General features: G+C 36.7%; 20 protein-coding genes. 13 read left to right on the top strand and 7 right to left on the bottom strand.

Annotation, left to right across the window (positions count from 1 at the left end; translation table 11 throughout):
• Window positions 1-106: 106 nt before the first annotated feature.
• The gene (locus tag QF044_RS07820) at window positions 107-1291 is read right to left on the bottom strand and encodes a pseudouridine synthase (RefSeq protein WP_307265694.1); all 1185 of its coding nucleotides are present in this window, start codon (window positions 1289-1291) and stop codon (window positions 107-109) included.
• Between the two features lie 101 nt (window positions 1292-1392).
• Between QF044_RS07820 and aroB the strand changes: the two genes are divergently transcribed.
• The 4 genes from aroB (at window position 1393) to QF044_RS07800 (ending at window position 5569) form a co-directional block, all read left to right on the top strand.
• A complete protein-coding gene (aroB, locus tag QF044_RS07815) occupies window positions 1393-2439 on the top strand; it encodes a 3-dehydroquinate synthase (RefSeq protein WP_307265692.1) in 1047 nt (348 codons plus the stop codon).
• A gap of 281 nt (window positions 2440-2720) precedes the next feature.
• Window positions 2721-3356 carry a porin family protein gene (locus tag QF044_RS07810; RefSeq protein WP_307265690.1) on the top strand — a complete coding sequence of 212 codons (636 nt, stop codon included), beginning with the start codon at window positions 2721-2723 and terminating at the stop codon, window positions 3354-3356.
• 320 nt (window positions 3357-3676) lie between these two features.
• Window positions 3677-4360, top strand: a complete 684-nt coding sequence (locus tag QF044_RS07805) for a porin family protein (protein WP_307265688.1) — start codon at window positions 3677-3679, stop codon at window positions 4358-4360.
• Window positions 4361-4858: 498 nt separating this feature from the next.
• Window positions 4859-5569: a porin family protein gene (locus tag QF044_RS07800; RefSeq protein WP_307265686.1), complete on the top strand. Its 711-nt coding sequence runs from the start codon at window positions 4859-4861 to the stop codon at window positions 5567-5569.
• 231 nt (window positions 5570-5800) lie between these two features.
• Here the strand turns inward: QF044_RS07800 and QF044_RS07795 are convergent, their stop codons facing one another.
• The 6 genes from QF044_RS07795 to QF044_RS07770 all read right to left on the bottom strand — a co-directional run bounded on the left by QF044_RS07795 (window position 5801) and on the right by QF044_RS07770 (window position 12676).
• Complete coding sequence (locus tag QF044_RS07795; protein ID WP_307265685.1) at window positions 5801-6730, bottom strand: glycerophosphodiester phosphodiesterase family protein; 930 nt, start codon at window positions 6728-6730, stop codon at window positions 5801-5803.
• Between the two features lie 162 nt (window positions 6731-6892).
• Window positions 6893-8392: an amidophosphoribosyltransferase gene (gene purF / locus QF044_RS07790; RefSeq protein ID WP_307265683.1), complete on the bottom strand. Its 1500-nt coding sequence runs from the start codon at window positions 8390-8392 to the stop codon at window positions 6893-6895.
• Between the two features lie 106 nt (window positions 8393-8498).
• Entirely contained in the window at window positions 8499-9218 is a 720-nt protein-coding gene (gene purC, locus QF044_RS07785; RefSeq protein WP_307265680.1) for a phosphoribosylaminoimidazolesuccinocarboxamide synthase, read from the bottom strand.
• A gap of 35 nt (window positions 9219-9253) precedes the next feature.
• Window positions 9254-9949 carry a DUF3307 domain-containing protein gene (locus tag QF044_RS07780; RefSeq protein ID WP_307265678.1) on the bottom strand — a complete coding sequence of 232 codons (696 nt, stop codon included), beginning with the start codon at window positions 9947-9949 and terminating at the stop codon, window positions 9254-9256.
• A 2-nt stretch (window positions 9950-9951) separates the two neighbouring features.
• Entirely contained in the window at window positions 9952-10557 is a 606-nt protein-coding gene (locus QF044_RS07775) for a SatD family protein (RefSeq protein WP_307265676.1), read from the bottom strand.
• 253 nt (window positions 10558-10810) lie between these two features.
• Window positions 10811-12676 carry an endonuclease gene (locus QF044_RS07770; protein ID WP_307265674.1) on the bottom strand — a complete coding sequence of 622 codons (1866 nt, stop codon included), beginning with the start codon at window positions 12674-12676 and terminating at the stop codon, window positions 10811-10813.
• Window positions 12677-12869: 193 nt separating this feature from the next.
• On the opposite strand from QF044_RS07770, the gene QF044_RS07765 reads away from it, so the two are divergent.
• From QF044_RS07765 to QF044_RS07725, 9 genes are all read left to right on the top strand, one after another.
• Window positions 12870-14009, top strand: coding sequence for an acyl-CoA dehydrogenase family protein (locus QF044_RS07765; RefSeq protein WP_073330856.1), 1140 nt, complete (start codon window positions 12870-12872; stop codon window positions 14007-14009).
• Between the two features lie 18 nt (window positions 14010-14027).
• On the top strand, window positions 14028-14525 hold the full coding sequence (locus tag QF044_RS07760; RefSeq protein ID WP_307265671.1) for a DinB family protein: 498 nt from the start codon (window positions 14028-14030) through the stop codon (window positions 14523-14525).
• A gap of 201 nt (window positions 14526-14726) precedes the next feature.
• Window positions 14727-17654: a zinc-dependent metalloprotease gene (locus QF044_RS07755; protein WP_307265670.1), complete on the top strand. Its 2928-nt coding sequence runs from the start codon at window positions 14727-14729 to the stop codon at window positions 17652-17654.
• Window positions 17655-18032: 378 nt separating this feature from the next.
• A complete protein-coding gene (locus tag QF044_RS07750; RefSeq protein WP_307265669.1) occupies window positions 18033-18746 on the top strand; it encodes a glycohydrolase toxin TNT-related protein in 714 nt (237 codons plus the stop codon).
• A 10-nt stretch (window positions 18747-18756) separates the two neighbouring features.
• Window positions 18757-19176, top strand: coding sequence for a hypothetical protein (locus QF044_RS07745; RefSeq protein WP_307265668.1), 420 nt, complete (start codon window positions 18757-18759; stop codon window positions 19174-19176).
• 178 nt (window positions 19177-19354) lie between these two features.
• A complete protein-coding gene (locus QF044_RS07740) occupies window positions 19355-19822 on the top strand; it encodes a nucleoside triphosphate pyrophosphohydrolase family protein (protein WP_307265667.1) in 468 nt (155 codons plus the stop codon).
• A 1-nt stretch (window position 19823) separates the two neighbouring features.
• Window positions 19824-20390 (top strand): thioredoxin family protein, encoded by a 567-nt coding sequence (locus tag QF044_RS07735; RefSeq protein ID WP_307265666.1) that lies wholly within the window; start codon window positions 19824-19826, stop codon window positions 20388-20390.
• Window positions 20391-20392: 2 nt separating this feature from the next.
• A complete protein-coding gene (locus tag QF044_RS07730; protein ID WP_307265665.1) occupies window positions 20393-20998 on the top strand; it encodes a DUF4230 domain-containing protein in 606 nt (201 codons plus the stop codon).
• A gap of 12 nt (window positions 20999-21010) precedes the next feature.
• Window positions 21011-21196, top strand: a complete 186-nt coding sequence (locus tag QF044_RS07725; RefSeq protein WP_307265664.1) for a hypothetical protein — start codon at window positions 21011-21013, stop codon at window positions 21194-21196.
• Window positions 21197-21330: the final 134 nt, after the last annotated feature.

The following is a 21330-nucleotide window of genomic DNA, read 5'->3' as shown; positions in this document are numbered from 1 at the left end:
TAATTTATATTGTAAAGAGGCTGCCCAAAAGATTTGGGCAGCCTCTTTTATTATTTTAAAAACTTTAAATCAAATTTGAGGAAATCATTATATTAATGATTCCTTATTAAAGCATTTTAAGATTATTCACTTCCTGTTCTGAAAGGATTCTCCAGTGTCCACGCTTGATATTCTTCTTTGTAAGACCAGAGAACATGACTCTGTCTAAAGCCTCCACTTCATATCCAAGTCTTTGGAAGATTCTTCTGATCACACGGTTCCATCCGATATGAATTTCAATTCCAACTTCATTTCTAGGTTTTCCTTCAATGAAAGAAATCTGGTCTACAACCGCTACTCCTTCATCCAGACGGATTCCCTCTACAATAAGCTTCATATCCTCATTGGTCAGTTTTTTATCTAAGGTCACATGATAGATCTTTTTGGCATCAAACGAAGGATGCGTCAGTTTCTTAGTCATGTGGCCGTCATTCGTTAAAAGAATAACCCCGGTAGTGGAACGGTCCAGTCTGCCTACAGGAAACAGACGGTAAGGAGATGCGTTGGCAACAAGGTCCATTACGGTTTTTCTCGCCTTATCATCTTTCGTTGTAGAAATATAACCTTTTGGTTTATTCAAAAGTACGTATACCGGCTTTTCAGGTGTGATTCCCTGTCCGTCAAAAACTACTTTATCTGTTTTCTGAACCTGGTACCCCATCTCATTTACCACTACTCCGTTTACTTCTACAAGTCCCTGAGTGATCAGTTCGTCAGCCTCTCTTCTGCTGCAGATCCCGGAATTTGCGATATACTTATTAAGACGGATCGTATCCTTATGAACATCTTTATCAATCTTATTTAACCTTCTTTTCTGTACAAAAGATCTTGCTTTATCTTCATTTTTGTCATCTCCATTAGACGGTCTTCTGCCATATTTCAGACTACCTCTCTCATATTTGTCTCTTGTATCAAAACTTTTTGCACCTCTCTTTGGAGCTGGTTTACCAAAAGTTTTTCTCTCACGCCCTTCACTTGAATTGGTGATGAAAGATCTGTCATCAGAATTTGAACTGCCATCTTCATTTCTGCTGCTCGAAGATGTTTCAGTTCTTTTAAAAGGTTTTGGTTCAAACTTAGAATTACTTCCTTTGTTGTCGAATTTTCTTTCGCCAGCTTTAGGAAAAGGTTTCTTAAAAGGTTTTGATCCTGAAGAATTTCCAGATCTAGAAGCACGAGAATCATCAGAACTTTGTCTTGTTGAAGTTCTTGGTCTTTTTGGCCTTTCTGAATTATTATTATCTCTGCTCATTCTAAAAATTTCTGCAAAGATAGTAATTTAGTTACGAGTTAAAAATTAAGAATCATAACTTTGCACAATAGTTTTATTTTAATTTTAAAGAAACTCCAGTAATGATAACAATATTAAACGATGATTTTTCTCAATTGAACAGCTTTTTGCACGGAAAATCTTTCAGTAAAATCTTTATTTTGGTTGATGAAAATACCCATGAATATTGTCTTCCGGTTCTTTTAGGCAACATGGAAACAGACTTGGGCTTTGAAATTTTAGAAGTGGAAGCTGGTGAAGAAATGAAAAATATCCAGACAGCCAACCAGCTATGGGAGATTCTTACCGAAATGCAGGCAGACAGAAAAGCACTGGTCATCAATCTTGGGGGCGGCGTGATCACAGATATGGGAGGATTTGTGGCTTCTACCTATAAAAGAGGAGTTCACTTCATCAATATTCCCACTACCCTCTTATCCATGTGTGATGCCTCCATTGGCGGAAAGACAGGAATTGATCTTATGCATTATAAGAATATGGTCGGAACTTTTGCATTTCCTGAACAGATCTTTATTTATCCTAAATTTTTAGAAACGCTTCCGTTTAAAGAATTAAGAAGCGGCTTTGCTGAAATGCTCAAACACGGACTTATTGCCGATAAATCTCACTGGGAAAGTCTTATCCAAATTCATAAACTTGATGTGGAAACTATAATCCCTCATATTCATACCTCTATGGATATTAAACAGGATGTGGTAGAAAAAGACTTTCATGAAAGAAATATCAGAAAGACATTAAACTTCGGGCATACCATTGGACATTCTGTGGAAAGCCTCTGCCTAAGCCAGGGAAATCCTATTCTCCATGGTGAAGCTGTAGCTATGGGTATGATTTGCGAAGCTCATCTGGCTTACCTTGAAGACCTTATTTCTAAACAGGATGCCGAAACGGTTATTGAAAACATTCAGAGGTATTATCCATACCTCGATATCAGTGATTTTACAGATGAAGCTATTACGGCACTCCTCCTTAATGATAAAAAGAATACCGATAGCAAGATCAATTTTTCTTTATTATCAGCAATAGGTGCATGTACGTACGACCATCAGTGCACTCAAAAAAATATCCTGGAATCATTGAATTTTTACAGAAAACTGAATAATGCTTAGCCTTTACTTGAGAAAATTCCTGTTAGAATTTGAGATCATTACACATCCTGTAATTTAGACTACTTCTAAACAATTCAATGAAAAAGTTTAATAATATACTGAAAATCAATATTTTAAATATTAAACAGCGTGTTTTGCACGCTGTTTTTTTTACTGACTTTTATCATGTTATTTGTTTTTGGCAAGCAATTTGAAAGATACTCCTCGTCAAACTCAGTAGTAAGGGTTGACAGTAGTAAAATTTAGAATTAAGAATAGTAAAATATTAAAAAATTAAAGTTATGAAAAAGTTAATTTTAGGATTAGCAGTAACTGCAAGTTCACTGGCATTCGCTCAACAAACTCCAACATCTTCTTCTAACCCCGTAACATTTGGTGTGAAAGGTGGAATGAACGTATCTTCTCTTTCTAAAGACGAAGGTTTGGATGATCAAAAATCTAAAATCGGTTTCAATGCGGGAGTATTTGCAAACATTCCAGTTGCAGAATCATTCAGCGTTCAGCCGGAAGTATTATACTCTCAATATGGTGCAAAATCAGATTACACTGTATTAGGGAATAAATATTCTTCTTCAACTAAGTTAGATTATATCGCAGTACCGGTAATGTTCCAGTACAATTTGATTCCTAACTTATATGTAGAAGCAGGTCCTGAGTTTGGATTCTTAGTAAGTGCCAAAAATAAGATCAAAAATGAAACTAATGGTAACTCATCTACTTCTGATAACTATAAGGATGATTTAAAAACATTCAACTTTGGTATCGGTCTTGGTGCGGGATATTATTTCACACAAAACTTTGGAATTACGGCTAGATACGTTGCAGGTTTAACAGATATAGCTAAAGACAGACCTAATGGTTCTGATTCTGTAAAAAACAATGTATTCCAAGTAGGATTAGCTTATAAATTCAAATAGGCTTCAACACATTCAGAAAACAAATTTTATATTTAATAGAAGAACCGGGTCATTCATTTGATCCGGTTTTTTGTTATGTTATTGTTAACTGATTATTTTTGGCAAGGAGTTTGCCTATATAAACAAACTGGCTGGATGACTTGATTTTTTTATCATACAGACAGCACAAAGTTTCTTCATATACAAATTGATTTCAATAGAAAAGGTCAGGTTTATTCATTAAATCTGACCTTTTCGCCTTTCACATGACTTTTATCACTTTATTCTCTTTGGCGGGAATTTTGCTGCAGTGTGGGTGAATAAAATTAAACTTTAAAATCATGAAAAAACTAATTTTAGGATTAGCAATCACAGGAAGCTTTTTAGCAACTGCACAAGAAAAAACTAAATCTGCTTCTCCGGTAACCTTTGGGGTAAAAGCTGGATTTAATGCTTCTACTCTGAGCAAAGCCGATCAGTACGATAACGATCAGAAACTGAAACCGGGCTTCAATGCCGGGATATTTGCTCATATTCCCGTGGCCGAAAAATTCAGCATTCAGCCTGAACTTCTTTTCAGCCAGTTGGGTTCTAAAACAGAGGAAAGAGAAGTGTATTACATCAATTCTGACCGATACAGCAGGGATTTAGATTATAAAAAAACATTAAATTACCTTACTTTACCGGTAATGGTTCAGTATAACATCCTTCCTCAACTTTATGTAGAAGCAGGACCTGAATTCGGGCTTCTTTTAGGCGGAAAAAACAAAGGTGATATTACGGTAGCCAGAAATTCCGGGAACACTACGACTACAGAAACCACAACTTTCTCAGAAGATATCGTTAAAGATCTGCATAACAAATTTAATTTTGGAATCGGAATTGGTGCCGGATATTATTTTACTCAAAACTTTGGAGTTACAGCAAGATTTACTGCAGGAATTACAGATATCTATAAGCATAATAGCGGAGATGCTATCAGAAATAATGCATTCCAGGTAGGTGTAGCATACAAATTCAACTAAAATAACAAGCTTAATACAGGAGATACCGTTAGAAATAACGCCTTTCAGGTTGGCTTAGCTTATAAATTTAATTAGAAATTTTATTAATTCCCAATCACAGCCGGGTTCATTAGAATCCGGCATTTATATTTTAATTAAACATTCAAAAAAAACCGGATTGGCCTTATAGTTTAATCTGGAATAATAATTAAACGTCCGTGATCTTCTTAAAACTTCAAATAAATACAAGAGCTTTCCTTAATTTCTTTTCAATTTTATAGCGATATTAAATCATCAGTTTTAAAGTTATTTTAACGAAAAATTATCTTTAAAATTGAATTTTTACCTGTCATTATTTTTATGATAAACGAATGATGATATAAAAAAAGCAACACCGAAATCTCTGTAAAGGCCCTGTAAATAAGGCTTTTCCGAGTTTGGCAAGCATTTTGCAAAATAAATCAAGTCTGATTGAAAAATCGGGTGAGAAGTAAAATAGTAAAATAAAAAAATAAAATTATGAAGAAGTTATTTTTAGGGTTGGCAGTTGCTGCCAGCGCAATGACATTTGCTCAGGAAACACAAACTACAGTAAACACAGACCCTATTAAAAAGGAAAAACAACCGATCAGATTCGGGATCAAAGCGGGAGGAAACTCAGCTTATTTCAGTGAGCAAAAATTAAGTCTTAATAACCAGAAAATAGGATTCCATGCCGGGGTTTTAGTTAATATTCCACTTTCTCAGAAATTCAGCTTGCAGCCAGAGGTTTTATACAACCAGTTGGGAGCAAGAAATGTAGTTTCATCTACGGATGTAACAACGGGTAACACTAACGTTAAAACGAAGAGCGAATACAAAACTACAATGAATTATATTTCAGTGCCTTTAATGGTACAGATGAGACCAACTGAAAGGTTTTATGTAGAGGCAGGTCCTGAGTTCAGTTATTTCATCAATGGTAAAAATTCCGGAGAAAGTTCTGTTGCTACTACTGTTGGCGGTGTAACAACGACACAGACTGTAACTAATTCTGATGACATTAATAAAGATAATGTGAATAAGTTTAATTTAGGTCTTGGTTTAGGTCTTGGATATGATATTACACAGAATCTTGGTATCAATGCAAGATATATCAACAGTCTTACGGATATGAGAAATCAAAAACCTGAAGGAACTGAGCCTCTTAATCACAGAGCATTTCAGCTAGGTCTGAACTATAAGTTCTAACAAAGACAATCAATTATTTAACCTATAGTAAAGTCCGGATTTAAATTTTTAAGTCCGGACTTTCGTTTTTGGTTAATTATGATTTCAGACACCAGATTTCAGATATTATTGCTGGTGGCTTTGAGTCCTCCAGCCACAACATATTTGTCATTCTATCAATATTTCTCAATGTATTAAGCTTTCGAACTCTAAGACACTCTGACATTCAAAAACGTACCCGCATAACCCAAATTATTCGAATATTCTTGGATCATCGCTGATCGCTCCATCTATTCTCATATCTTTTAATTCCTTTAATCTCTCTTTAGTATTGACCGTCCATGGTATCACTTTCATTCCCAATTGATGACATTCCTTTACAAGTTCTGGAGTGACAAGTGTATGATCAGGACTGTAAATGGTGGGAACAAAGCTTATAAATTTTAAATCTCCATCTACGCCGTTCAGATGATCGGGATATTGCCTGAATTTCTCCGCAGGTATATTTTTAAAATACGCCTGTTGCTGTGCCCGTTTTTTATCATCTACTTTTTCCACCAGTAAAGCCGTCATTATCTTTGGATACTCTTTATGAATGATTTCCAGTGTTCTTGGATCAAATGACTGAATAATGACGCGGTCCTGAATTCCTTTTTCTACAATAATTTTCATCATCAGATCTACAAATTCTTTTGGTTCCGGATGAAAGATATTATCAGAGAAAGGGCGTGTTTTAGTTTCTATATTATAAAAAGGTAAAGGTCTCTTCAGTTCACGGGAGTAAGCCTCACAAGCATCTATTACATCTGAGAATAAAGGTTTCTGAGCCTTCATTTTCTTTTGGTCAGGATAGTTTTGAAGTTTTTTTAAGCCAACATCAAATGTCCGGATCTTTGCATAAGGCATATCATAAATTTTGTAGTAAAACCCGGAATCTTTCGGAATATAAGTACCATCCGGCTTTGTTACCAATTCAGGGGAAAGAAAAGCATCATGGGAAAGGATTACTTTTTTATCTTTCGTGATCGCAAGGTCCATTTCTAATGTTGTAATGTTCATTTTCAAGGCGTTCTTCATCGCCGGAATTGTATTTTCCGGATACAAGGACTTTCCTCCCCGATGTGCCTGCTTATCGAAAGACTGTGAGGAATATATCTGGGCAAATGCCAGAAAAATTCCCATTAAAAACACTTTTTTCATATCCTTAAAGCTTAATAGGACAAAATTAGAATTTGCTCCGGTATTGTGTAATACAAGAATATTAAGCTTTTGATACATTTATAAAAACAAAAGAAGCCAGGTCATCAATGCCCTGGCTCCCATTTTATTTTAAATTGAGAACTATTAATTAAATAATTCTACCTCCTCTCCTTTTCCTACCGGATATTCTTCTGTAAAACATCCGAAACAGTGGTTGGCAGATCCTAAAATCTCTTTCAGGCTGTCTGTACTTAAAAATTCCAAAGAATCTACGCCCAGATAATTTCTAAGCTCTTCAGTAGTCATATTGGCGGAAATCAAGTCGTCTTTTGAAGGCGTATCAATTCCTAAATAACAAGGAGCAATAATTGGTGGAGAAACACTTCTGAAGTGAATCTCTTTTACGCCTGCATCCTTTAATATTTTAACCAATCTTTTAGAAGTAGTTCCCCTAACAATAGAATCATCGATGATCACTACTCTCTTATCCTTGATCTCAGAAATGATCGGGTTCAACTTAAGGTTCACTACTCTTTCTCTCATTTCCTGTGTAGGAACGATGAAGCTTCTTCCGATGTATCTGTTCTTGATCAGAACGGGGCGGAAAGGTATTCCGGAAGCTTTTGAGAAGCCTATGGCAGCCGGAACTCCTGAATCGGGAACTCCAATTACAATATCTGCTTCTACAGGTGCCTGTTCCCAGATCTTTTCACCTGACTTTTCTCTGATCTCATAAACGTTGATATTTTCTAAGGTAGAGTCAGGTCTTGCGAAATAGATGTACTCAAATGAACAAATTCTCTGTTTTCCTTTGCTTTCATCCACCATATAAGAATTAAGCTTTCCAGGCTCGTTTTCATTGGTATAAATGATCTCTCCCGGAAGAATATCACGTACATATTGCGCACCCACCGCATCCAAAGCAACGGATTCTGAAGCAACAACATACGTCTTTTCATCAACAGCACCCAAAACCAATGGACGGATCCCATTGAAATCCCTGAAAGCAAAGAATTTATTTCTCGTCATCCCTACTACGGAATAAGCGCCTTCTATTTTTTCCATGGTAGCTTTAATCGCTCCACGAAGCCCTAAGTCAAGATTTTTCTGGATCAATCTTAAGATCACCTCAGAATCGGAAGTGGCTCTGAAAACTACGCCTTCAGCTTCCAATTCATTTTTTAATTCTCTCGCATTGGTAAGATTACCGTTGTGCGCTATAGAAAGAATAATCTGGTCGTATTCGTTTTTTGCGAAGAACGGCTGAAAATTATACTTCTTTTTGTCTCCTGCAGTGGTATAACGGGTATGACCGATTGCAGAATTTCCCATAAAAGTCTCAGGGTCCTGAATTTCTTTATAAACATCCAAAACCAGTCCTTCATCTTTCATATTGGTGATCCTCCCGTCCTTTAAAACGGAAATACCACAGGCTTCCTGTCCTCTGTGTTGCAGGGCAAAAAGTCCGAACTGTGAAAGAGAAAACGTATCCAGATCATTATCAGAATACATTCCGAAGATCCCGCACTCCTCATTGGGGGCATCCAGCCTTTCTTCTTCCTGCGTTCTGAAAAGATTCCTTCCGTAGGTCTGGTCTTTAAACTGTTTTAAATATTCACTTTTATGAATGTCTAAACTTTTCATTTCTATTTTTTCTAATCTAGATTTTATTTTGATAGATTTTAATTAGATGAAAAATTAAATATTATGTTAAATACAAAAACTTAACATCTAATTTTTATCTAAAATCTTATTTCTGAAGAAGAGTTTTAAGACGATTGTAGATTTCTACATAAGCCTCGGTAACTTCTCCAAGATCTCTTCTGAATCTGTCTTTATCCAGTTTTTTCATGGTATCTTTGTCCCAAAGTCTGCATGTATCAGGAGAAATTTCGTCTGCAAGGATGATTTCCCCGTCTGAAGTTTTCCCTAATTCAATTTTGAAATCAACCAGTATAATGTTCATCTTATCAAAAAGATCGATCAGAATATCGTTGATATCAGAAGTTAGCTCATACATTTCATCAAGCTCTTCATATGTTGCTGCTCCTAAGAAAACGGCATGGTGGTCATTGATCAACGGATCTCCCAATTCGTCTTTTTTATAGCAGATATCGAAGATGGTAACCGGAGATTTTATTCCTTCTTCCACTCCTAATCTTTGAGCCATGCTTCCTGCAGAATAGTTTCTTACAACCATTTCCAAAGGAATAATGGATACTTTCTTTACCAATTGCTCTCTTTCGTCCAATTGTTTGATGAAATGAGTTTTAATCCCTTTTTCATTTAAATATTCAAAAATCAAAGTGGTGATGGCATTGTTCATTTCACCTTTCAGATCCACAGATCCTCTTTTTTGAGCATTAAATGCTGTAGCATCGTCTTTGAAACGTACGACTACTTGATCAGGATTATCGGTAGCAAATACTTGTTTTGCTTTACCTTCGTACAACATTTCTTTCTTTTCCATTTCTAAATTGTCTTATTAGTTAGATTTATTTTATATTACTTAATTAAAATTCCTGTTAAAACTGCCAGTCCAAAACTCAGTAATGTACCGATCAGTACGTATTCTGTAAGTTTTCTCTGCTTGGCCTGCGCCAGATCACTGAACCTGAAAACGGATTTGGCTGCTACCATAAAACCTACGCCTTCCCAATGGTTCACCATAATAAAAGTGAAAACCAGAAGACGTTCCAGTATTCCGATATATTTCCCTGCACTCGATAAAGAGTCAGTTTGTAAGCTGCTTTGAGTCTCCGGAACCGGGGTCCACGAAGACAATAATATTTTAATAAAAATTGAAGCAGGCGTTGTCAGAAACAATGCTGCCATTACTATTTTTAAAATTTCCTGATTGTTCAGAAAATCAAAACTAAATTCTTTAAAGTAAAATGAGATTCCTACAATCACAAGAATATGAAGCATCTGATCGATAAAAAACCATCTTTTTTTATTTTTTACATTCTGGAAGATGAGTTTTGAAGCATCAATAATAAGATGAGTAATCCCAACAAGGAGTGAAACCCACCACAGATCTGTATTCCATAGAAAAACAAAATTTAAAATGATGTGGATCAAAACATGAAGATACAAATAAGGGCTTTTCAGCTTACGGCGTTCTTTATCTGCAACCCAAGAATCTGGCTGAAGAATAAAATCTCCGAGTAGATGTGCCAATATGAGTTTAATAAAGATCATGCTTACAGTTCTGAGATTTTCTTTCTAAAGTATTGATTAGTTTCTACGATAAGTTCGTAGTTAGCACGTTTCAGCCTCTGACTTACGGAGGACTGTGAGATTGCAAACTTCCTGGCAAGATCTTCCTGTGTGAGATCTTCGTTCATGATCATTTCGTGGATGATCTCTGCTGTAGCTACCGTCCAGTTATCAAAATCTTTGGAAGACCATTTCAGCAGGATATTCAGATCACGGTCTACGGCTTCGTTCGAGGTTTTTATGGAAACGGTATGCCCGTCATTTTTAAGGTCATTCAGCAGCCTTCCGGAATGTACGTAAGCCGTTCCGTTGGACTCGGTAATTTTTTCAGAGGAAAAATTCTCTTCCCCGATGCCTATAGCAATCCTTACGTCTAAATTTTCCTGACTTCTTATAAGGGACTTAATGGCTAGGAAACGCCAGAATACTTCATCAATACTGCACTTGAACTGAAATTCGTCTCCTCTGTAGATTTCCCATGCGAGCGGTGAACTTCCCCAGTTTTCCAGGAGATTCTTGAGTCTGGTGATCCAAACTTCTGTGTCTGCATGCTGTGAATTTATAATATCACCGGTGATGACCGCTATCATTATGCAAATATAAGCATAATTACTTATATATAAAAAATATAAGCAGAAACACTTATAGATAATGATTATTAGTGAATCTGCTTATATCAATGATGTATTATTTATAAGGTTTTAGAGAACGTAATGAATGGCAATACGCAATTTTTAGTTCCGATGTTTATCCCTCTTTTCATACTTTATTATGTACGCAACAAATGCCTGTTTTTTTAACAACATGGGAATGAAATCGTCCGCAATGACAAATAATTATGCATTACTTTTTGATAAACCGATGTACCTTGTCATCAAGCTTCAGGAAATAGAATGCGGCAGGAAGAGCCTGCACGGAAATATTTTTCTTATTTTTAAACGGATTTTTTTCTGTAGAAATTACTTTTCCTGAAGCATCCAGTATCTGAGCAGTTCTGACATTCTGAGTCTCTCCATTTACAAAAATATCATCATCAACAGGGTTTGGATGTATTTTAAATTCTTCATTTGCTGTAATCAGATCAGTTGTAGATAGTGTTCCGCCAAGATTCTGACAGTAGTCTACAGGAAAAGAATCCCATTCACTGATATTAAAAGTGGTAGCCGGTTGGGTAACCGTATTTTTCCTGTAAAGGGAAATATCTCCATATGAATTACTTACAAACTTACTTCCTATAGCATCAATCGTAGTTGATTTATAGGCTAGTTCTACATATTGGGTTCCTTTAAAAGCTAAAGCATCACCCGCTGTAAGAAACCGTGCATCATTATTGGTGTAGCATGATAAAAAAGACTTAGGATTCAGAATAACAAAATTTTCATTATTGGGTATTTTACCTTCAAGCTCAAAACTGTTACCAAAATAATAAGAACCATTTGTATTATTATAATATTGTACCCGTATCCTGTAATTGTTTAAATCTACTTCATGACCTGTTCTGTTTACAATTTCCAGAGCTTTGTTATTATCTGTGCCTTCAATATATTTAATGATAAAAAGATCCCTGGAGTTTGTGTCAGCAGCTGATGTGGATACTGTAATTAAATTACTGTCAGCAGATTGAAGATAGCCTTCGTCATACGCTTTTACGGTAAACGAATAAGCGGTGGAAGGGGTCAGATGATCAATAACTATTGATGTAGATTTTGTGGCGGTTAAGAAAATACCATTCTGATAAATATTATACCCGATAACATCTGAACTTGTACTTGGAGACCACACCAGTTGAGTGTAGTAAGCTCCCGATTGGATGGAATTTAAATTTAAAGGAGCCTGTGGCACAACAGCATCAGGGGTCTGTGCCCAGATAGAATTCACCCATTGCGGGTTATCAATAAAGGGATTCCTGTTTTTCTGAATAATATAGATGGCGTTATTTCGGTCTATTTCCCTTTGAGATACTGGATCCTGAAGATGCCATTGAAGAAGCATTGAAATATAAGCAGGATCAAAAGCCCGTTCTGCAGTTCCATCAAAAGGAGACCGGTCTATCGCAGGATTAATATTGGTTGAATAATTAAATGACGACAGTTTATCTTCATATCTTACGGCAAAATAGAGCAACATCCTGGCGATATCTCCCTTAAATTCATCCAACGGCTCATAAACCCTATTCGTATAAACATAATTGGGAATAGCACTATCGGCAATTTTGGATGAGTTTGTAAATGTATGATGAACTGTGGAATTTCCAACACCATAAGGATAATTATTTCTAAGCTGATTGATTCTTGCATCTGTAGGGATCACAAAATGTAAATCAGAATACATTGGATAATTACTGTTAAAAGTACTCTGCGGCACAGCATGTTCCCTATTAAAACCTAAGCCTTCAGCTCCTGAAGTACTTATTAAGTCTGCCGAGGTATATTCATAAGCATCGGGACCTGCAGGAATCTCTGAATAAATATCTAGAAGATATTCCGTATTACTTGCATTATGGTCATAATATGTATCAAGATCAGTTTGATTGTAATAATTGGAAAGATCACCATAATGCCAGTTGATATTTTTTTTAGCAATAATATCACGCAGCTTAGACTTCAGCGCATAGCCTGTAAGTCCCACTGTTCCATTATAGTACCCTGCTGGCGCCTGAGCAGCAACAAGTGCCGAAATCAAAATTACAGGAAATAAAAGTTTTTTCATACTTAAAAATTGGGAGACTAAAATAGTAAAATAAAACACTTATAATTATGAAAATCCGATTAACTAATCATTAATTATACAAATATAAAAAACTGATTATTAAATTATTGCATACACAACACTATGAACTGAATAATTATTTTTGGCTTTCCGTCAATTTAATTATCTTTGGGAACTAACTATTTTTATCTATATGAACACAGAGACTATTGACAACATTAAAATGATAGCGGAAACAGCAAGAGAGTTTGCTGAAAAAAATATCAGACCGAATATTATGGAGTGGGATGAGAGCCAAACTTTTCCAAAAGACTTATTTCACCAGTTGGGAGAAATGGGATTCATGGGTATTGTGGTTCCTGAGCAGTACGGCGGTTCCGGTCTGGGTTATCATGAGTATGTTACTATTCTGGATGAGATCTCTCAGGTAGACCCATCTATAGGTCTTTCTGTGGCTGCACACAATTCACTATGTACCAATCATATTTATGAATTTGGAAATGAGGAGCAGAGAAACAAATGGCTTCCACAACTTGCGTCTGGAAAAGTAATCGGAGCATGGGGACTTACAGAACATAATACTGGTTCTGATTCAGGAGGGATGTCTACTACTGCTGTAAAAGATGGCGACGAATGGATCATCAACGGAGCTAAAAACTTTATTACTCACGCAATTTCTGGAGATATTGCTGTAGTAATGACAAGAACAGGCGAAATAGGAGCTAAAAATAACTCTACTGCTTTTGTTTTAGAAAAAGGAATGCCTGGTTTTACTTCCGGGAAGAAAGAAAATAAACTGGGAATGCGTGCTTCCGAAACTGCTGAACTTATTTTTGACAGTGTTCGTGTACCGGATTCACACCGTTTGGGTGAGGTTGGAGAAGGATTCAAGCAGGCTATGAAAATTTTGGACGGTGGGAGAATTTCTATCGCGGCTTTAAGTTTAGGAACAGCAAGAGGCGCTTACAAAGCGGCTTTAAAATATGCTAAAGAAAGACATCAGTTTGGAAAAGCAATCGCTGAATTCCAGGCCATCAACTTTATGCTTGCCGATATGGCAACAGAAATTGATGCGGCTGAACTGTTGATCCAAAGAGCTTCAACATTGAAAAATGCCAAGCAAAAAATGACCAAAGAAGGAGCAATGGCAAAATTGTATGCTTCTGAGGCATGTGTAAGGATTTCTAACAATGCAGTTCAGATCTTCGGAGGTTACGGATATACAAAGGACTTCCCTGCTGAGAAATTCTACAGAGATTCTAAATTATGTACAATAGGTGAAGGAACTTCAGAGATCCAGAGAATGGTCATTGGAAGAGATATTACAAAATAATTTATAAAAACAACACAAATGATTAAACAAGCTCTTTTAGGCGAATTTTTGTATGAAGCAGAAAATACCAGGAAAATTTTAAAAGCAATTCCCGACACTGCTTTAGACTGGAAACCTTCTGAAAAGAACTGGACTACTGGTCAGCTAGCCTCGCATATCGCTGAAGTTTACAACTGGTATGATCCCACATTCAACCGGGATGTATTTGATATGGGAAATTATCAATATGACAAAGGTGATATTTCCAAAGTTGAGAATATTGTTGCCAAGTTTGAAGAAAATGTTGCCAAAGCTCAGCAGGTTTTAGAAAACTCTGATGAAAATACTTATTTTAATGAATGGAAGATGGAAATGAACGGAAATGTTATTTTCCCTCCTGCTCAAAAAATACAGGTGATCAGAGGATTTTTATACAATCACTTGTATCATCACAGAGGAGAGCTTGTAGTATATCTTAGGTCAACAGGTAATAAAGTTCCCGGACTTTACGGGCCTACTGCTGACGATAAAATGTAATAGAATTATTCCTTAATAAACTCAATAGCATACGTATTTTGCGTATGCTATTTTCTTTTTTTGAGACTTTATGTTTTTTAACTATATTCAATGTATCGCATAATATATTATATGTATAGTCTAAATTTTTCTTAAAAAATTTTGTTTTTCGTAATATAATTTTTATTAGCTTTGATATACCTCAATCAAAATAATTATAATATGAAAAAACAATTATCCATGATCGGGATGCTTCTGATTACAGGCATTTCTTTCGCGCAGACTGACCGTCTTTGGAGTGAAGGTTCAAAAAAAGCACCTTCAGACATTTTTGAAAACAAAACCCGAATCAATAATCCGAAGATCTACAGTTTAGATTTTGCCGGATTAAAAAACGCCCTTGCAAAAGCTCCCAAAAAACTGGCTCCGGGAGAAAAGTCAGAAACCATTATTTCTTTTCCCAATTCCGAAGGAAAGATGGAGAATTTTAAAGTAAGGGAAAACTCCAACTTCGATCCTCAGCTTGCCGCGAAATATCCGGATATCAAATCGTACGTAGGCGAAGGCCTGAACGATCCCAACTCAACAGTCTATTTCAGTATTTCTCCTCTTGGACTGTCTTCAATGGAAATCTACGGTGACAAATCTGCAGTTTTCATTGAGCCATACGCCAAAGACCTTTCTTCTTATGTAGTCTACAGAAAATCAGATAAAAAAGATGATCTCAATAAATTTGAATGTACAGTTATCGATGTAGCTCAAAAAGGAGTATCCAACACCAATATTGCCGCAAGACCTAATGCTGATGATGCCAAGCTGAGAACTTTCAGACTTGCTTTATCCACAACAGGAGAATATACGGTATATTTCGGAGGAACAAAAGCCAATGCACTTGCAGCCATCAATAATACGATGACCCGCGTGAACGGCGTCTTTGAAAAAGATTTTGCTGCAAGAATGGTTCTGATTGCGAATAACGACGCTGTTATTTACACCAACGCTTCTACAGATCCTTATTCTGCAGCTTCAGGAATGAGCAGCTGGAATTCTCAGCTGCAAAGCACACTTACTTCAGTGATTGGAGAAGCTAATTATGACATCGGGCATTTATTCGGAGCTTCAGGCGGTGGCGGAAATGCAGGGTGCATCGGCTGTGTCTGTACAAACGGCTCAAAAGGTAGCGGATATACTTCTCCTGCAGATGCCATTCCTTCAGGAGATAATTTCGATATTGATTATGTAGCTCACGAAATGGGACATCAGTTTGGAGGAAATCACACCTTCTCAATGAACAATGAAGGAACAGGAGCCAATATGGAGCCAGGTTCGGGATCAACCATTATGGGCTATGCAGGAATTACTGCTCAGGATATTCAGCCCCATTCAGATGCATTTTTCCACGCAATAAGCATCCAGCAGATCACCAATAATATTAAAGCTAAAACCTGCCCGGTAAGCACCTCTACAGGAAATTCCATTCCTACTGCCAATGCCGGCCTTGATTATACCATTCCAAAAGGAACTCCTTTTGTTCTTACAGGAACCGGAACCGATGCCAATGGAGATTCACTCACTTATATCTGGGAGCAAATGGACAACGCTTCATCATCCCAGACAGGAGCCAGTTCAGCTGCAAGTGCAACAAAAGCTTCAGGCCCAACTTTCAGATCATGGACCCCTACAGCTTCTCCGGTAAGGTATTTCCCTAGAATGGCATCTATACTAACCGGTGGAACCACTACTGCAGGTTCAGAAATTACAGTTGAAGCCCTGTCTAATGTAGCAAGATCACTAAATTTCAGATTTACCGTACGTGACAACCGTGCCGGAGGCTCCGGAAATAATTCTGACGATGCTTTAATTACCGTAAACGCAACAGCAGGACCATTCACCGTAAGTTCACAAAACTCAGCGACGTCTTATGCTGGAGGCAGCTCTCAGACGGTAACATGGAACGTGGCAGGAACCACTGCCAATGGCGTAAACGCAGCTAATGTAGATATTTTATGGTCAACAGACAGTGGAAATACCTGGACGACCCTTCTTGCCGGAACGCCAAATGACGGAACCCAGGCTGTGACCATTCCAAATGTATCCACCACAACGGGAAGAATTATGGTAAAAGGCTCCAATCACATCTTCTTTGATGTGAACAATGCTAATATTACCGTGAATGCAGGTTCTGGTTCAGATACCGTAGCACCTACAGCTCCTACCCTTGCAGCATCCGGAACTACTTCTACTACTACAAACCTTTCATGGAGCGGAGCTACCGACAATGTAGGAGTTACAGGATATGATGTATATATGAACGGATCAGTAATCGGCAATACAGCTTCTACAACATACACCGTAACAAGCTTAACCCCGGCAACTACTTACAGCTTCACTGTTAAAGCTAAAGATGCTGCTGGAAACACATCTCCTTCAAGCAATACCGTAAGCGTTACTACACTTACCGGAGGCACGGTTACTTATTGCTCTTCTTCTGCCAGCAATACAGCGGATGAAAGAATCGGAAATGTGAAATTCGGAACTATCAATAATACCTCTACCGGAACTGCAGGTTATGAAAACTTCACTTCCGTTTCTACTAATGTGACCAGAGGAAGCGCTTATACTATCTCAGTAACTCCAACCTGGACTTCAACGGTTTACAGTGAAGCTTACGCAGTGTATATTGACTATAACGGTGACGGCGACTTTACAGACAGCGGAGAATTGGCATGGTCTAAAGCAGGATCTACAACAACTCCTGTCACTGGAAGCATTACCATTCCTGCAACAGCAACCGTAGGATCTACAAGAATGAGAGTCATGATGAAGTACAGTTCTGTGCCTACTTCTTCATGTGAAGCTTATACTTACGGACAGGTTGAGGATTATACCTTGAATATCGTTTCTTCAGGAAGAGGAGAACTCCCTGATACTAAAAACTTGATTACTGATATCAAGCTGTATCCGAACCCTGTAGAAAATATATTATATATTTCAAATACGTTATCTGAAGATTATAAGATCTTCGATATGGGTGGAAAACTAATCAATTCAGGAAAACTAGAAAGAGGCAGTGTCAATGTAAGCGGACTTATTAAAGGAGCTTACATGATCCAGATTGGAGAAGCTGCCAAGAGATTCATTAAAAATTAATAACCGCTAAGTAAACACTATGAAGACTGCCCATTCGGCAGTCTTTTTTTTTGAACTTAATTTTTTAAAGTCTATCGTTGATAAAGCCAGATTAGATATTGATTTAAAATAAATAGTTTTATAAAACACCAATTCAGAACATATTATATTTAATCATAATATTTTATTATTAAAAATTCACCACTATTTGAAATTTTGAATTAAATTTATCCCTCAAATTCCTTTGTACCCTTACCCGATCAGATTTGAGCTAAATTCTGATATGTTTCTTTGTTTTACAACGAACAGTATTCTATTCTGAACTTAATTTCAATAATGAATGATATCGCAAATCAAAACCAGATTTTATAAAAAATAATAACCATAAAAACTTTTACCATGAAACATTTATTTAAGTATGTCTTTTTTATAACAGCCGTATTCTTTTCAGCCGCCTGTAGTTCGGATAATGAAGAAACTGATAACCCAACGGGAGTTGTTACCCATGTATTCTACAAAAACGCTGATGAGTTTGCTCTAACCTATGATAAAGCCGGAACCGTAAGCCAAGCCATCAGAAACCAGGCATTTGATTTATACAGACTTGGCAAATGGAGTGACTTGGAGGTACTTTTCACGGCCAATACTCTAAATGGTGGATGGCCTCCTGCGAATGGTGGCTATAATATTGTAGATGATGTTCCGTTCCAGGCCGGACAAAAATTCGACAGGTACAGCGGAGCGGTCGGTAGCTATGACGGAACGGGAATTCCTACGCTTGGTGGTAGCTTTACAAGTCCTATTATCAATGGATATGTGTATACTTTTTCTCAGAGAGCATTAAATGAGCCGGAAAACAAATATGATTTCTATTATGAGATTGATGTTTTGAATAATTTATTACCTTTCAAATCTCAAATAGCCGATGTGATCCCGTGGTTCAATCAGTCTGGCGGCGGTAAGCAGACCATGTGGAAAATTCCGATTGATATTACAACAGGATACCAGAAAACATGGAATAAACTGGCTGAGGAAGGTTACATAAAAATCACCATAAAAAGAAGTCCAAGCGGGAAATACAATAACCTGGCAGGCACAGTTATTCAGCAATAAATAAGTTCAGATGTATTCAATATCAAAAAAAATAAGCATTATAAAACATGTTTCTGTAGTGAAAAATAATTTCATCAATGATGATATTATTCCGTGTGCAACAACGCAGTTTACCTGTTGTGATTGTGGCCATCAGAATACCATTGAAATATTTCCCTATAAATCGGGGTTTCCTATCTTTCAGATCTATAATGAAGATAAAGTAATCTCTAAAAATGAATTATTAAAAAACAAAATCGTTACCGGGACTTCACCGCAAATGTTTCATTTTGGAGAATTAACGTTCAATGATCTGCCTACATTATATTTTGGAACCGGGTGTGAATCCTGTCATTCAAAATATTTTTGTGTATTCAGTTATGGAGAAAAACAGCCGGGACTTACCGTCTTAAGTATTTCAGGGATCTGGAAATATGAAGAATTGGAGTAATCGTATGTTAGATTAAAAAATGAATGATCTTAAATATCCTTAAATTTTAAAGCAATTCAGAAAAATTTCAAAACAAAAAAATCCACCGTTTTTAAGCTGTGGATTTTTAGTAAAACATAGATGCGCATTATAAATTTTCCAAAATCGTTTTCTATCTTTGCTGTAAATAATAAAATTCATGGATAAAATTGACAGTCTGAACCAGGTAGCAGAATTCCACACCACTTTTAAAGCCCCTATTTTAGATACCCCACAGATTCCTTCGCCAGAAAGATGCAACCTTAGAGTTGAGCTTTTACAGGAAGAACTGAATGAGCTGAAACAGGCGATTGCAGACAATGATATCGTGGAGATTGCTGATGCGCTGTGTGATCTGCAGTATGTTTTAAGCGGTGCGGTTCTGGAATTCGGACTTGGCAGTAAATTTGTAGAACTATTTAACGAAGTACAGCGTTCCAATATGTCTAAAGCCTGCGATAATGAGCAACAAGCAGAGGAAACTGTAGCATTCTATAAAGAAAAAGGAGTAGAATCTTTTTACGAAAAATCAGGAGAAAAATTTAATGTGTACAGAAAAGCAGATCATAAAGTCCTTAAAAACAAGTACTACTCCCCTGCAGATCTGAAAACAATTATCGAAAAATAATATGAAAAAATTTATTACCAATATTGTTGCCGTTTCAAGCATTATGTTAGCTTCCCAACAGCTATCTGCCCAGAAAGTGGTGATGAACCGTGAAGTGGAAACCCAGAATGACGGCAAAATGCTTTTGGGAAATCAGTTTAAAGAACAGTTCCTTAAGGCTCCCTATGCAGACTGGTACGTGAAAGAGCATGATGAATATGCTATTGACCAAAAAGCAATAACTGAGCTGAGAAAAGCTAAGTTTACCAGCTATTCTCTTGTTGTTTTTATGGGAACCTGGTGCGAAGACAGCCACAGGGATTTCCCGAGACTGATGAAAATTCTGGAGGAATTAAAGTATCCTGATAATAAGGTGACCATTATTGCGGTGAACCGTAAAAAGGAATCTCCTACCGGGGATGAAGTTCGTTACAACATCCAGAAAGTCCCTACCATTATCGTAGAAAAATACGGGAAGGAGATCGGAAGGATCATAGAAATGCCTACTTCCGGATATATCGAAAGAGATCTGGTTGAGATTGTGAAAAAAGATGACGGTTCTGTAATCAAAGAAATTTTTGGCAAATAGTGTTGAAAAATTATAAAGTAATCATATCATTTGTAGCGGGAATTGTGGTAATGCTGATCCTGTTCTTTGGGCTTAAATCTTGTTTAAATCTTGGCGGAAAAACGGAAAAATCAGATTATTATATTCTGACCAACCAGATTTCCAGAATGAATAAGATGGTAGTCATGGAACAGAATATTTCCAGCATGCAAAAAACCAAAATGGGCTACGAAGTGTTTGGAAAAGAAGTTTCAAACAATAGCATTATTACGTATACCAAAACCAATGCGCAGGTTTCCTATGATTTAAATAAAATGAAGATGGAAGTAGATTCTATCAACAAAAAACTGATCATTACCGAGCTTCCTGATGCAGACATAAGAATAACGCCAAGTGTGGAGATTCAGTCTTTGGATGATTCTTTTTTCAACAGGATTTCAGAAAAAGACATTAAAAATGTGAGCCAGAAAGCTAAAGAAACTGCGATTAAGTCTATCGATCAAAACCAGTTGAGAACAGAAGGCCGCAAACAATTAATGGAAAATCTTGACCATATTTTCGTTTTGGCAAAAGCTTTGAATTATACTATAGAAGACAAAACCGGTAAAATCGGTGTTTTAGGACTCTAAAAATATAAAGCTATGGATTCAAAAGGAGATAACAAAAAGAAAGAATCTGCAAATTCGGCAGAAACCAAAAAGCAGAACGAAGATTTTCAAAATATTCCTGCTTCATCGGACAAGACCAACCCGCCTGATATAGATAAAGAAGATGTTCAGAAGTCTTCCAAAAATAAATCAGGAAAAACGGATAATACAAAAAAATAAGCAGAAGGTTTCACTCATTGGGTGGAACCTTTTGGTTAGGTCTCCAAGCGTTATTCTTGACCAGGATCTATTACCACTTCCAGTTTCAAATGTAGAATATTAATATTCTTAATCCGGACTCTGGTTAAATAATT

The sequence above is a fragment of the Chryseobacterium sp. W4I1 genome, from assembly GCF_030816115.1.
Taxonomy (GTDB): Bacteria; Bacteroidota; Bacteroidia; order Flavobacteriales; family Weeksellaceae; genus Chryseobacterium.
This window is presented reverse-complemented; position numbering and strand designations above follow the sequence as displayed.